The sequence below is a fragment of the Aquimarina callyspongiae genome (assembly GCF_034322225.1).
Classification (GTDB): Bacteria; Bacteroidota; Bacteroidia; order Flavobacteriales; family Flavobacteriaceae; genus Aquimarina.
Window position 1 is genome coordinate 1,006,725 of record NZ_JAXLPA010000002.1, and the last position, 12,954, is coordinate 1,019,678.

Here is a 12,954-nt window from a genome sequence, read left to right on the forward strand (position 1 = left end):
TCATCTTCAACGAATATAGATTTGGTGTCTCACTCGACAGTTATAGCATCTACTTTTGATCAAAATAACTAAACTAATTATGAGAACAATCAAATTAAACATCAGAAAAACAAGTTTATTAATAGCAACATTAGGAACACTGTTTTTAAGCTCTTGTGGAGGAAATCTATCTGATGATAAGGCAGGGTTTCAAAAAATAGAAAGCGAATTAAAAAGTAAGTTTGGAGATGATGCCTACTATACGAACATATCTATTGCTTATACCAAACAATTAGGTTTACTACTAGATGCTGCTGCTACAGAAGATCCCTCTTCTCTTAAACTTGAAGAATGGAATTGGGTCAAAAATGATTGGACTCAAAAATCAGAAATAACACTAGAAATAACTGGTGGCAAACCCAAAGACTTCATGTTTATACTTAATGATCAAATCAGTATCTCGAAAATGGGAGAATTACTAGAAGTCTCAAAACAAAAATTAAAAGAAGAAAAAGATATAGAGGCAATATTAAGTCTAGCTAGAATTGATGCGCCTGATAATGGTGATAAATCCAAAATGGCATATAACCTAACATTAGAACCTGAAAATGGAGGAACGTCATTTTATTTTACATATGATTTTGATGGTAATTTAAAAGATTTCACTTACTAAAATGAGTATAAAAACTATAATCATATATCTAAAAATTACACAAATTTTACTCCATTAGTATCTATATTTCAAAATCATCCCGATAAAAATATTGAGAGAATTCTTTTTTATTCTAAAGATCATACCAAAAAACATAATTCCGTCACCTTTTTGTCTGTTTAGAAGCAGTGAGACATTGAATCATTGATTTTGATGTTGTTTTGTCTCTATTAAAACAAGAATTATAAAACTACCCTAATCAAAAAATCTTAATACCCATTTTTTAAATAACGTAAACAAAAACAGTTATAATGAAAACAAAATTACAATTGATGAGTACCATCTTATTATTAAGTATGAGTTTAATCTACGGTCAAAGCTTTGAACAATTAGGTGGAGATATTGATGGTCAAGCAGAATTAGACACATCAGGAGCTTCGGTAAGTATAAATACGGATGGTAGTAGAGTAGCTATAGGTTCTCCCAATGCAGATGGTAATGGAAACCAATCCGGTACAGTACGTATATATGAATTAAATGCAAGTGATCAATGGATTCAAGTGGGAGCAGATATTACTGGTGAAGCAATAGGAGATAAAGCTGGGGCTTCTGTAAGTATTAGCGGTAATGGTAATCGAGTCGCTATAGGAGCCCCCTTTAACGATGATAACGGAAATCTATCAGGTCAGGTACGAATTTATGAATTAAATGCCAGTAATCAATGGGTGCAATTAGGAGGAGATATCGACGGTGAAGCAGAAGTAAATCAATCAGGAACTTTTATAAGCCTGAGTAGTGATGGTACAATAGTAGCCATTAACTCAACAATTAATGACGATAATGGAAATGATTCTGGCCATGTACGCATCTATCAATTAAATGCTAGTAACCAATGGGTTCAGTTAGGAAGTGATATCGATGGTGAAGCCGCAAACGACAATTCTGGATCTTCTGTAAGCATGAGTAGTAATGGCACTACAGTAGCTATCGGTGCAACAGGCAACGACGGTAACGGAAATGGTTCTGGCCATGTACGTATATTTCAATTAAACGCAACAAATCAATGGGTGCAATTAGGAGATGATATCGATGGTGAAATAGCTGGAGATCGTTCTGGAGCTTCTGTAAGCTTGAATAGTGATGGTACTACAGTGGCTATTGGTGCTACCTTTAATGATGATAGCGGTAATTTATCTGGTCATGTGCGTGTATTTCAATTAAACCCAAGTAATCAATGGGTACAATTAGGAGGAAATATTAGTGGTGAAGCAGCAGATGATCAATCAGGATCTTCCGTAAGTATAAGTAATGATGGTACTAGAGTGGCTATTGGTGCACCGTTTAATGATGGTAATGGGGATTTTGCCGGTCATGTACGTATTTATGAATTAACCAATAGTAATCAATGGGTACAATTAGGAATTGATATTGATGGTGAAGCACAATCAGATGCTTCAGGAGCAGCGATTAGCATGAGTGGTGATGGCAAAAGAATAGCTATTGGAGCCAGATTAAATGATGGTAACGGAGCCAGTTCAGGTCATGTACGGATATACAAACTTTTCAGTACTCCTGTGGCAATCGCTCCAATACCTCCCAACCTATTTGAAGACACTACTGATGTTCCTTTAGGAGATGATATCGAAATCACAGATGTAGATAATAATGATCAGACAGTAACCTTTACTATTACTGGAGGTGCTTTAACTATTGGAGATGTAGGTATTACTTTTAGTGAAGGTTCAAATGGTTCTTCGAGCTTTAAAGCACAAGGAACCTTAGCTGCCATTAATACTGCATTAGATGCAGCTACTTTTACTCCAACTCCTAACCTATCAGGAGGAAATGCAGCTACTATAGAGTTCGTTTCTAACAATGGATTCACTAATTCTAATACAGCATCGATTACTCCTGTCATTATACCTGTAAACGATGCACCAATATTTACCTTAAGAGGAAATGTTGGAGTATTTGAATCTAGTAGTGCTAATATACCTGGATACGCTATATCTATCGATGATGGAGATCCAGAGGCAACTCAAGCTTTGACATTTAATACATCTTTTAGCGGCAATCCATTTAGTGTTGCTCCTGCTATTGATCCAACAACGGGAGATTTGACATTTACGCTTGCAGATGGTGTAATAGGAAACATTGACATAACGGTAACATTAACAGATGATGGTGGAACAGCCAATGGAGGAGTAAATCAATCATCAGATACATTTCAAATACAAATAACAGCTACAAACGATGCTCCGGTATTTAACTTACCAGCAGCACCCAATCAAACGGTAAACGAAGATGCAGGAGTACAAACAGTGAATGGATTTGCTTCAGGAATTGATGATGGTGATACAGATATGATTCAGGCATTAACATTTAATGTGTCTAATAACAATAATGCCTTATTTAGTATACAACCTTCTATTGATCCAGCGACAGGAAATCTAACTTATACCCCAGCAGCAAATGCAAATGGAGTAGCTACGATAACAGTTAATCTATCAGATGATGCCGGTACAGCAAATGGGGGTGCAGACACTTCGGAAAATCAAACTTTTATTATTACAGTAAATCCTGTAAATGATACACCGGTATTTGCTTTACGTGGAAATATTGGAGTATTTGAATCTAGTAGTGCAAATATACCAGGCTATGCAATATCCATCGATGATGGAGATCCTGAAGTGACTCAGGCTTTAACATTTAATACATCTTTTAGCGGCAATCCATTTAGTGTTGCTCCTGCTATTGATGCAACAACCGGAGATTTGACATTTACCCTTGCGGATGATGTAATAGGAAACATTGACATAACAGTAACATTAACAGATGACGGTGGAACAGCCAATGGAGGAGTAAATCAATCAACAGATACTTTTCAAATACAAATAACAGCCACAAATGATGCCCCGATATTTAATTTACCTGCTGTGCCCAATCAAATAGTTAACGAAAATGCTGGTATACAAATAGTAAACGGATTCGCTTCAGGAATTGATGATGGTGATTCAGATATGACTCAGGCATTAATGTTTAATGTATCTAATAATAACAATTCACTATTTAGCGTGCAACCTTCTATTGATACTGCAACGGGAAATCTTACATATACACCTGCAATTAATACAACAGGAACAGCGACCGTAACTGTAAATTTGTCTGATGATGGAGGTACTGCTAATGGTGGGGTTGATACCTCAGCTAATCAAACCTTTACCATTACAATAGAAGATCAAACCAGACCTACTGTAACGATTACATCTCCTTTAAGTCCAGGACCAACGGGTGAAAACCCTATTCCTATAACTATTACATTTTCTGAATCCGTAAATGACTTTACTTTAACAGATATTTCAAGTAATGTAAGTTTTGGAAACCTTAACGGTTCTGGAGCAATATATACGATCGATGTGATTCCTTCGGTTCTAGGAGCAATTACAGTAGATATAGCAGAAAACAGAGTTACCGATGATGCTGGTAACGGAAACGTGGCTGCTTCGCAATTCAGTATAAATTATGATCCATTTTTAAATATTGAAGATGTAGCATTGGATTCAAATAACATCACATTCTATCCTAACCCTGCAAAAAATAGCATCAATTTTAGTGTAGAAGAAAAACTGCAAACAGTTAAGGTATTTAGTTTGGATGGCAAATTGGTGTTATCACAGAACTTGCAAGAAAATAGCACGGTAAACATCTCCAAACTTAGTAAAGGAACATATATACTAAACATAAAAACACTTCAAGGAGTCACTTCAAGAAAGCTGATAAAAGAGTAAAAAAAATCTATCCAAAACTTAAAAATCTATACCATGGAAAAAATAGCGACGATTAAAAACGAATATAACTCTTTAGATAAATTACTTAAATATCTGGAAAAAGAATCAGAATATGATTGCTCTATAAACCACGATAAATGGGAAGTAAGAAGAGATTCTAATGGAAAGATTCAACAATGTATTCTTATCAAGAAAAGTGCAATGCATGGTCTTCAGGTTTTTTTCTTGAGTGAGAACAAGATAGAAATTAGCCATACCATACCAAATATGCTACTCTATGCTTATCTTGGGAAAAGCAAACAACAATATAGAAGGATTGATGAAATAGTTATCGGAAAAATTAAGGACCTGCTTCTTGTTAACTCTCAGAAAAAAGCATTTAATGAAATGGAACAAGTATTTGAAGAAATTACGATACAATAAAGGCAATAAAATATAATTAATCTAAAAGAAACAATAAAATTAAACAAGATGATAAATAGTAAAATCATTGTATCAATACTACTATTATTACCGTGCATCTTATTATCACAAGATACCACAGAATGGGTAAAGACAGAAGGCCTGATAAAAGAAATTGAAGTAAAGCGTTCTGGAAGGAAAACACGAGAAATAGCAACGGTAGAGTTTCAAACAGAAAACAAAGAGGTCATTAGCACTTATATAGAACTATTTAGAATACCATTTTTAGGAAGTTTTAAATCTGAAGGAGAAACGATCAGTGTACATTATGACAAAAACAATCCAGCCATTGCAAAAACAGAATCGGGCAAATTTATTTCGCAATATGGATTATATATTTTAATCGCTTTGGGTATTATATTTTCTGCAAAGAACATTTTAAAAGCTCAAAAATTTAGAAGCAAGTCTTGAAAAATTTTCAAGGTATCTTATCCATTTTAGGGATTAAAAAGATAAAATTATTTTAAGAAAGGAATTCACTTTTGAATAATCAGGTACATATACCTATACAACATTTTAAAGTTACTTTTTAATTTTAGGTGTTTTACCTGATTACCTTTCTAAGCTATGTTTTCAAAATAGGTTTAGAAAATTGTATTGGGATTTTATATTAGCATTACATATCCATAAGTCATGATTAATAAACTCTTAAAACCATGAAAACAATAACAAATAGCTTACCTCCTACTACACCTGTTAAAACATTTACGTTTGACGAAGTTGCAAGCCACTACTCATTTCCTGATAATCAAGGAGAAGACGTTACTATTGGTATTTTAGCATGGCAACCACCAGGTGGTATAAATTTAGATCTTGAGGACATCAAAAAATCCTTAAAAAATAGTGGGTTACCGATTCCTAATTATCAATTAAAGTTTGAAGGTGGCCAAACACATATTAAAGCTAATGGTGGAGAGCTTAATATGGATGTATCAATAGTGAGTAATTTTTGTCCTAAAGCAACAATTATTATTTACATGGCAACTCCTGAAACTGTACATACAATTATTCATCAAGCGGTAGTAGATGGTTGTTCAGTAACTACATCCAGTTTTGGGATTCATGATAAAAACCTTGTAGAAGACATCGATAAAGCATTAGTGTATGCAGCTTCGAATGATGTAACTACATGTTTTGCCTCTGGTGATTCAGGTGCAGGATCAGGGCAATTTGTAGATAGCGTTGTATTTCCTGCTGGACACCCAAATGCACTAGCAGTTGGTGGTACGTTTATTCCAACAGAAGATCCTGCTTCTCCTACTACTTGTGGGAGTACGCCTATAAATGAAGAACAAGTATGGTGGAACTATCCAGGAAAACAAAATTCTAGAAGTTGGTGGGGTTCTGGAGGTGGAGTTAGTACAATTTATGATGTACCATCATATCAGAAATCAATAAATCCTACTTCATTTCCTGTAAACGGAGTTACAACACATGGGAGAGGTGTTCCTGATATAGCAGCATTTGCACAAGGTTTAAATAATGATAAAGGTACTAGTGCTGCCACCCCAACTATGGCTTCAATGATAGTACGCATTAATAGTCAATTAAAAACTCGTGTTGGTGATATTCATGATACAATATATTCTCTTGATTCTTCATCAGGAGCTTTTAAAAGTATTACCAACGGTTGTAACATTCCACCGGCAGGTCAAAATCAAGCAGGTAATGGATATGTTGCCCAAGCTGGATGGGATGCCTGTACTGGTTTAGGAATTCCTAATGGCCAAAAGTTATTAAAAGCATTACAAACTCTATAACTAATATTTTATTCCTTTAAAATAGTTAGTTATCGATTAAACCGGATGAACCTCTTTCCTTACTTTATTGGTAAGGAAAGAATCAAGATGTATTTTATTCAGTGGTATTAATTATCTTTGATGACACAAAAAAGTGCTCTGTAAATAATTAAAATGATCCATCCTCTTAGACAACACATTGAAGAAATAGTTACCCTTACTGATAAAGAATTCGATTTTGTTTTAAGTCATTTTGAACCCATCAAAAAACGTAAACATCAATACATAGTTCAACAAGGAGAAATTGTTGATAAAGAATATTGGGTAATAAAAGGTTGTTTAAAAAGTTATTTTACAGATGATAATGATAAAGAACATATTCTTCAGTTTGGGATGGAAAATTGGTGGATTACTGATTATGAATCTTTCGTTAAAAAAACCAAGTCAAAAACATCTATAGATTGTATTGAAGATAGTGAGTTACTATTTATTACTTACGACAATAGAGAACAGCTATCTGCTAAAATGCATAAAATGGAGCGTTTTTGGGCAAAAAAAAGTAAGATTGGTCGAATTGCGCTTCAAAATAGAATCCTCTCTCTTTTACAAAACTCTACCAAAGAGCGATATGAGTTACTTCTGGAACAATATCCAAAGCTTTTTCAACGTGTCCCTAAGAAAATGATTGCCTCATATTTAGGGGTTTCCAGAGAAACACTTAGTAGGTTAAATTCATAATTTCGGTTTTTATACTTCTTCATTTATGTGATATACATCACTTCAAAGAAGTGACATTCCTCCTCTATATATTCTACCCTTTAGTAGCAACTTTGTATTGTAATTAATTCAATATAAATATGCCATACATTAATATTAAAGTTACTGATGAACAAGTAACAAAAGATCAAAAACGCCTATTAATACAAGGGGCAACACAATTAGTTGTTGATATTCTCAACAAAAATCCAGAAACCACTCATGTGGTTATCGAAGAAATACCAATTGAAAATTGGGGAGTAAACGGAAAACAATATTTAGGAACTAAGAAATGAAAAACAAAACAGTAATCATTACAGGTGCATCTACAGGTATTGGCAAAGAAATAGCAAAATACTTTATAGAAAGAGATAGCAATGTTATTATGAATTCTTCTAATGAAGAAAAACTAAAAAACACTTATGAAGAATTTGGTTCTCCATCAAATGTTATATATCACGCAGGAGATATCAGTAAACAAAAAACTGGACAAAGATTAGTACATCTGGCAATAGAAAAATTTGGTGTCGTAGATGTATTAATTAATAATGCAGGAATATTTTCTCCAAAACCTTTTCTAGATGTTAAAGAAGAAGATTTAGATCTTTACTGGAACGTAAATCTCAAAGGAACTTACTTTACTTCTCAATCAGTTATTCCTCAAATGATAAAGCAGCAAAGCGGTTCTATTATAAATATCGGGACAGTTCTTGTAGAACATGCAATAGATGGATTCCCGGCAACAGCTCCGCTGGTAAGCAAAGGAGCAATTCATACACTGACTAGGCAATTAGCTGCCGAGTTTGGTAAAAACAATATAAAAATTAATACAATTGCTCCAGGAATAATAAGAAGTCCATTGCAAGAGAAAATTGGAATTGAAAACGCCGATAGCCTTGCTGGATTACATTTATTAAATAGAATTGGAGAAGCAAACGAAATTGCAGAGGCAGCATATTATCTGGCTACAGCAGATTTTATAACGGGTGAAACTATTAATGTAGCTGGTGGTCATACTGTAGGACACACTGCTTAAAAAGACAATTATGTACAAAAAGAGTGTTATAGAAATCGAAAAATTAGTAGAAAATTATTTCAAAGGTATTTTCTATGGAGATACCCTCAAGCTTGAAAACTGTTTTTATAAAAACGTAGATATTTATGGAGATATAAAAGGTGATGAATATTCTAAAAGTGTAAAAGAATACCTTGAAGGAGTAAAAAATAGACAGAGCCCTAAAGAGCAAGGTGAAACCTTAAAAATGAGTATTATTGGTATAGATGTTATAGGCAAAATTGCGTCAGCAAAATTACATCTCCCTATGCTAGGATATAATTATTATGATTATCTATCATTAGCTAAAATCAATAATGAATGGAAAATTGTAAATAAATTATTTACTCACGTCGAATAACTAAGTTTTAATAACAATGAGGGTTAAAAGATATTTTTAGTCCTCATTGTTATTATAAAGAACATTAAATCAGAAGAGAAACGTTAATTATATTCTTAAAAAGTTGAAAGGATTTTAATCAAAATCAAAATGATCAAATTTAAAGCATAAAATAAAGTTCCTATTTACTTTTAATAATCTCATCTAATATTGTTTTAGAATCTGCCACAATGGTTCCCAATATTCCTCCTAATTTATAATTATCAAAGCCGATAAAATACAAACCTTGATGTTGCCCTTTACCTACTACATCTTTTGGTACTCCATAAGAATCTAACAATCCTTCAGTATTATCTATAAACTCTTCTATAATAGCTCTATATCCAGTTGCCAAAATAACCTTATCGAATTCTTTGTGTATTGCTTGATCTAATACCACTCCTTTTTCATAAAAAGAAACTATATCACCAATCACTTTAATCTTTCCTTCCTTTATAGCTTGCACAGTTCCCAAATCTATTACAGGAGTTTTACCAGTTTGTTTTAAATGATCTATTGGATCTTCTTTTGAAATAGAAACTCCATATTTTGAGAGATCTCCGATAACTATGTTTCGAACTTTCTGACCTATCCATCTTCCTAATCCAAAAGGTAACTTCTCTAATTTCTTGGCAGTAATTTGTACGGGGTTTCCATTTATATCTCTGGGAACAATCAACAATGGACTTCTTACAGATATAGTTACATCTGTACCAGACTCACTAAGATCAAGCGCTAACTCAGCACCGGTATTGCCCATTCCCACCACTAAAACTTTTTGCGCTTTAAAAGGGCTCGCATTTTTATAATTCCGGCTATGTACCACAACTCCTTTATAAGTATCTTGGTTTTTCCAAACCGGAGAAAAAGGTACTCTATTCACTCCTGTAGCTATGATAACATTTTTGGCAAAGAAATTTTGATCATTTGTAATGACTTTCCATTGATCTCCTTCTTTATAAATACTCTGAACTTTTGTATTAAAATGTGGCTGAATTTTAAAATGTTTTGCATAGCTCTCATAATAAGCCGTCAGACTGTCTTTAGGAACATATCTAGGGTATTCCTTCGGAAACTCTAAATGTGGTAAATATGATAGCTCTTTAACTGTATGTAACAATAATCTATCATAATGATTATGCCAACTCCAGGCAATCTTATCTGTTTGTTCTACTATTTCAAACGAAATATTACTTTTCCTAAAACGACCAGCTACTGCCAGACCTGCGGGGCCTGCTCCTATAATCAGATTTTTGACATTCTTTATATCCATTTATTTTGAAAAAGAACTTCCAAACCTGTTTAATACTCTGGTTTTGTGACTAACTTTTATGAATGGATCATTAATCGCTTTAGTTATTAAACTTTCGGATTCTACTTCATGATAAAATAATTTATACATCTCTTGTATCGTTATTCCATCATTATGTGCTTTTTTTAGTACCATCAAATCTCCTGGTTTTACTTCTCCAGGAGTTATTATTCTAAGATATACTCCTGGAAATAAAGAACCTATAAATTCTTTAAGTATTGATTGGGTTCCAAAACGAATTCCTAATTTAAAACAAGGCTGTCTGGGTTGTGAAACTTGAACTACAGCTTTTCCTAAAGTATAGATTGCTCCTATTTTAATTGTACTCTCATCTAATCCTTGAATAGTTATATTTTCACCAAACATCCCATAATTCCATTCCAGATCTGGATATTTTTCTTTCCAATAAGGATAATGATCAAGTGAATATAAATAACATGCCTTATCAACACCTCCGTGTACCTTTCTGTCGACCACATGATCATCTTTGACATCTTCTAACCCCAAAAATATTCCTTTATCTACAGGATATTTATAAATACCTGTTTTTACATCAGTTCCTCTCCAGGAAATAACTTTTGGTTCTCCAATATTGGTAGAAATAACTTTCATTTATTTAATTTTTAAATTCTATAGCATTTAATATTAATCCGGAGCCTGGTACAATATGCTCGAGTCTTATTTCTTCAGCATCTGGATCCAATGTTTTCTTTATAAAATCCAAATCTATCTTTCCCTTACCTAAATCTAATAAAACCCCCATTATCAATCGTATTTGGTTTCTTTTAAACCCTTCTCCTTTTACTCGTAAAAGATAACTCTCTTCCGGGAAAAAACTGGCAGTATACACATCATTTTTTTCTATCTCACAATTGATAATTTCACCTTCTAACACTGTTTTTTCTGACGGACGATGACAATAAGATCTAAAATTGTGTTTTCCTTCAAATAAACCCGCTGCTTCTTGCATGGCAGAAATATTAATAGGCTCTAAAATATTATACATAAAAGGAGCGCAAAAAGGATGGTTTTTATTTCCAAAAGAAAAGAGATATAAATACTCTTTGATCTTAGGAGACTGGATTATATTAAAATCTTCATTAGTCTCCTTTATACTTAACGCTTTTATATCTTGTGGTAGGTTTTTATTAAACAATAAAAAGAAGTCTTTTAATTCTAATGGCTGATGGTCTACAAATAGTTCAACATAAGCTTGGTTGGCAGATACTTTGGCATCTGTACGCCCAGAAGCCAATACTTTAAAATCTTTATGTTCTAAAACATACGTTATCGTACGTTCTACCATTCTTTGTAATGTATTTACCTGAGGTTGTTTTTGCCATCCATGATACCTGAAACCCAGGTATTGAAGTTCTATAATATAATAGAATCGTTTTCGAAACATATAGTGCTAGTTTTATCAATAACCGAATATAGATAATTTATGCATTTCAACGATATTTCATCGTTTTTTAATCTAAAAATTATATTAAAATCATTCTATTATTTGCTATATTTGAGAAGGAACTTATCTCAAGTTCTAAATCTAATTAATAATTTAAAATCAACTTAGTTATGGTAAAAGCTAAATATCAAGAAGTTCTTGATCTGGGACAAAAACTAAATATTCAAGACGGTGATGTATCTGAAGATAACGGAACTCTAAAAATAAAAGGTACTGCTGGTACGCAGTATGAAAAGAATCAACTTTGGGATAAGATTAAAGAAATAGGAGGAGAATCTCCTTCAGATATTGTGGCTGATATTAATGTAGCTGATACTTCTGTTTATCACAGACATGTGGTACAAAGCGGAGAATCACTAAGTAAAATTGCAAAGCATTATTATGGTGATGCTATGAAGTACAAAGCAATATTTGAAGCTAATACCAATATTCTTAAAAATCCAGATCTTATTCACCCCGATCAGGAACTTGTGATCCCAAATTTGTAAAATATTAATTCACGATAATACATAGAAGACTGCATTAAGCAGTCTTTTATTATATATAAACTTTGCCTTATTTTTTTCTTAGTTCTCTAATCTTCATTAATCCCAAAGCAATTCTAATTTGAGATTTTATCTAGACAGTATCTCTTACCTATATTAAATTATGAAAATCACTAATAATGAAAACACGATTATCATTAATTATAAGCTTATTCATGATAAGCTTAGTGTTCTCTCAAATCAATCTTCTCATAAAAAACGATGCCTTTGAGTTATTGATTTAAAAAAAAATTCAATAAATATATCGGTTTAATAACTAAATCTTATATTTTTGGGTTGCCTCTTAACAAATCAAAAATACCATTAAATTGATGTCTTCAATGGTATTTATACATGTAAAAACCTGCAAATCAATCAACTATACTTGTATTTTATAATAAATACGGGCTAAAACCGTCGAGAATTTTGTTTATGTTACGGTTTTCACTTAACTTAATAATAGTTAAAACATAAAATTGGGGAGTTATGAGGAAAATTACTTTATTGGTTTTAATACTTTTTTCGATCAAACAATATGGACAATGTCTATCCAAGGTTCAGATAATTTATGAATATAAGGATATTATTGTTTTAAATAATGGAAAACAGTACCAGGTTACAGGACAAATTCCTTTTTATGAAATAAAGGACACTTCTATTCTAAGGTTTCGTAAAGTTGATGGGAATATAATGAGTCTAAATCGTATTTTAAAAATTCAAAACGATAAAGACAAAGAATATAGAGAGTTAATTGAATGGACAAAAGACAAAGTCACTTTCTATCAATTCAAACAATCAAAAAGTAGTGTTAAATCACCAAAAACTGATATAACCGATCTATAAC

14 protein-coding genes are annotated in these 12,954 nt (G+C 32.6%); 11 read left to right on the plus strand and 3 right to left on the minus strand.

From position 1 onward, the window contains the following. Window positions 1–79 precede the first annotated feature (79 nt). The 9 genes from U0D62_RS11560 (at window position 80) to U0D62_RS11600 (ending at window position 8,791) form a co-directional block, all read left to right on the plus strand. Window positions 80–652 carry a hypothetical protein gene (locus U0D62_RS11560; protein ID WP_322287444.1) on the plus strand — a complete coding sequence of 191 codons (573 nt, stop codon included), beginning with the start codon at window positions 80–82 and terminating at the stop codon, window positions 650–652. A gap of 290 nt (window positions 653–942) precedes the next feature. Further along, on the plus strand, window positions 943–4,419 hold the full coding sequence (locus U0D62_RS11565; RefSeq protein ID WP_322287445.1) for a T9SS type A sorting domain-containing protein: 3,477 nt from the start codon (window positions 943–945) through the stop codon (window positions 4,417–4,419). 33 nt (window positions 4,420–4,452) lie between these two features. Continuing rightward, window positions 4,453–4,842 (plus strand): hypothetical protein, encoded by a 390-nt coding sequence (locus U0D62_RS11570; RefSeq protein WP_322287446.1) that lies wholly within the window; start codon window positions 4,453–4,455, stop codon window positions 4,840–4,842. 48 nt (window positions 4,843–4,890) lie between these two features. Further along, entirely contained in the window at window positions 4,891–5,292 is a 402-nt protein-coding gene (locus U0D62_RS11575) for a DUF3592 domain-containing protein (RefSeq protein WP_322287447.1), read from the plus strand. 245 nt (window positions 5,293–5,537) lie between these two features. Beyond that, on the plus strand, window positions 5,538–6,641 hold the full coding sequence (locus U0D62_RS11580) for a S53 family peptidase (RefSeq protein WP_322287448.1): 1,104 nt from the start codon (window positions 5,538–5,540) through the stop codon (window positions 6,639–6,641). Window positions 6,642–6,794: 153 nt separating this feature from the next. Further along, window positions 6,795–7,358 (plus strand): Crp/Fnr family transcriptional regulator, encoded by a 564-nt coding sequence (locus U0D62_RS11585; RefSeq protein WP_322287449.1) that lies wholly within the window; start codon window positions 6,795–6,797, stop codon window positions 7,356–7,358. A gap of 119 nt (window positions 7,359–7,477) precedes the next feature. After that, a complete protein-coding gene (locus tag U0D62_RS11590; protein ID WP_322287450.1) occupies window positions 7,478–7,672 on the plus strand; it encodes a tautomerase family protein in 195 nt (64 codons plus the stop codon). Further along, window positions 7,669–8,412 carry an SDR family NAD(P)-dependent oxidoreductase gene (locus U0D62_RS11595; RefSeq protein ID WP_322287451.1) on the plus strand — a complete coding sequence of 248 codons (744 nt, stop codon included), beginning with the start codon at window positions 7,669–7,671 and terminating at the stop codon, window positions 8,410–8,412. The genes U0D62_RS11590 and U0D62_RS11595 overlap by 4 nt, the downstream gene beginning before the upstream one ends. Window positions 8,413–8,422: 10 nt before the next feature. Beyond that, a complete protein-coding gene (locus tag U0D62_RS11600; RefSeq protein ID WP_322287452.1) occupies window positions 8,423–8,791 on the plus strand; it encodes a nuclear transport factor 2 family protein in 369 nt (122 codons plus the stop codon). Between the two features lie 160 nt (window positions 8,792–8,951). On the opposite strand, the gene U0D62_RS11605 is transcribed toward U0D62_RS11600, so the two are convergent. The 3 genes from U0D62_RS11605 to U0D62_RS11615 are packed head-to-tail and all read right to left on the minus strand — an operon-like array spanning window position 8,952 to window position 11,526. After that, entirely contained in the window at window positions 8,952–10,082 is a 1,131-nt protein-coding gene (locus U0D62_RS11605; protein ID WP_322287453.1) for a flavin-containing monooxygenase, read from the minus strand. Beyond that, on the minus strand, window positions 10,083–10,733 hold the full coding sequence (locus U0D62_RS11610; RefSeq protein WP_322287454.1) for an MOSC domain-containing protein: 651 nt from the start codon (window positions 10,731–10,733) through the stop codon (window positions 10,083–10,085). Window positions 10,734–10,737: 4 nt separating this feature from the next. Further along, entirely contained in the window at window positions 10,738–11,526 is a 789-nt protein-coding gene (locus U0D62_RS11615; RefSeq protein WP_322287455.1) for a tRNA pseudouridine synthase A, read from the minus strand. A gap of 170 nt (window positions 11,527–11,696) precedes the next feature. Between U0D62_RS11615 and U0D62_RS11620 the strand changes: the two genes are divergently transcribed. Together U0D62_RS11620 and U0D62_RS11625 are read left to right on the plus strand one after the other, a co-directional pair. Continuing rightward, complete coding sequence (locus tag U0D62_RS11620; protein WP_322287456.1) at window positions 11,697–12,074, plus strand: LysM peptidoglycan-binding domain-containing protein; 378 nt, start codon at window positions 11,697–11,699, stop codon at window positions 12,072–12,074. Between the two features lie 522 nt (window positions 12,075–12,596). After that, window positions 12,597–12,953, plus strand: a complete 357-nt coding sequence (locus U0D62_RS11625) for a hypothetical protein (RefSeq protein ID WP_322287457.1) — start codon at window positions 12,597–12,599, stop codon at window positions 12,951–12,953. Window position 12,954: the final 1 nt, after the last annotated feature.

Excerpts from the sequence above, each read along its gene's own strand:
- U0D62_RS11560 (WP_322287444.1), top strand. The coding sequence starts at position 80 with ATGAGAACAATCAAATTAAACATCAGAAAAACAAGTTTATTAATAGCA.
- U0D62_RS11565 (WP_322287445.1), top strand. The coding sequence starts at position 943 with ATGAAAACAAAATTACAATTGATGAGTACCATCTTATTATTAAGTATG.
- U0D62_RS11570 (WP_322287446.1), top strand. The coding sequence starts at position 4,453 with ATGGAAAAAATAGCGACGATTAAAAACGAATATAACTCTTTAGATAAA.
- U0D62_RS11575 (WP_322287447.1), top strand. The coding sequence starts at position 4,891 with ATGATAAATAGTAAAATCATTGTATCAATACTACTATTATTACCGTGC.
- U0D62_RS11580 (WP_322287448.1), top strand. The coding sequence starts at position 5,538 with ATGAAAACAATAACAAATAGCTTACCTCCTACTACACCTGTTAAAACA.
- U0D62_RS11585 (WP_322287449.1), top strand. The coding sequence starts at position 6,795 with ATGATCCATCCTCTTAGACAACACATTGAAGAAATAGTTACCCTTACT.
- U0D62_RS11590 (WP_322287450.1), top strand. The coding sequence starts at position 7,478 with ATGCCATACATTAATATTAAAGTTACTGATGAACAAGTAACAAAAGAT.
- U0D62_RS11595 (WP_322287451.1), top strand. The coding sequence starts at position 7,669 with ATGAAAAACAAAACAGTAATCATTACAGGTGCATCTACAGGTATTGGC.
- U0D62_RS11600 (WP_322287452.1), top strand. The coding sequence starts at position 8,423 with ATGTACAAAAAGAGTGTTATAGAAATCGAAAAATTAGTAGAAAATTAT.
- U0D62_RS11605 (WP_322287453.1), bottom strand. The coding sequence starts at position 10,082 with ATGGATATAAAGAATGTCAAAAATCTGATTATAGGAGCAGGCCCCGCA.
- U0D62_RS11610 (WP_322287454.1), bottom strand. The coding sequence starts at position 10,733 with ATGAAAGTTATTTCTACCAATATTGGAGAACCAAAAGTTATTTCCTGG.
- U0D62_RS11615 (WP_322287455.1), bottom strand. The coding sequence starts at position 11,526 with ATGTTTCGAAAACGATTCTATTATATTATAGAACTTCAATACCTGGGT.
- U0D62_RS11620 (WP_322287456.1), top strand. The coding sequence starts at position 11,697 with ATGGTAAAAGCTAAATATCAAGAAGTTCTTGATCTGGGACAAAAACTA.
- U0D62_RS11625 (WP_322287457.1), top strand. The coding sequence starts at position 12,597 with ATGAGGAAAATTACTTTATTGGTTTTAATACTTTTTTCGATCAAACAA.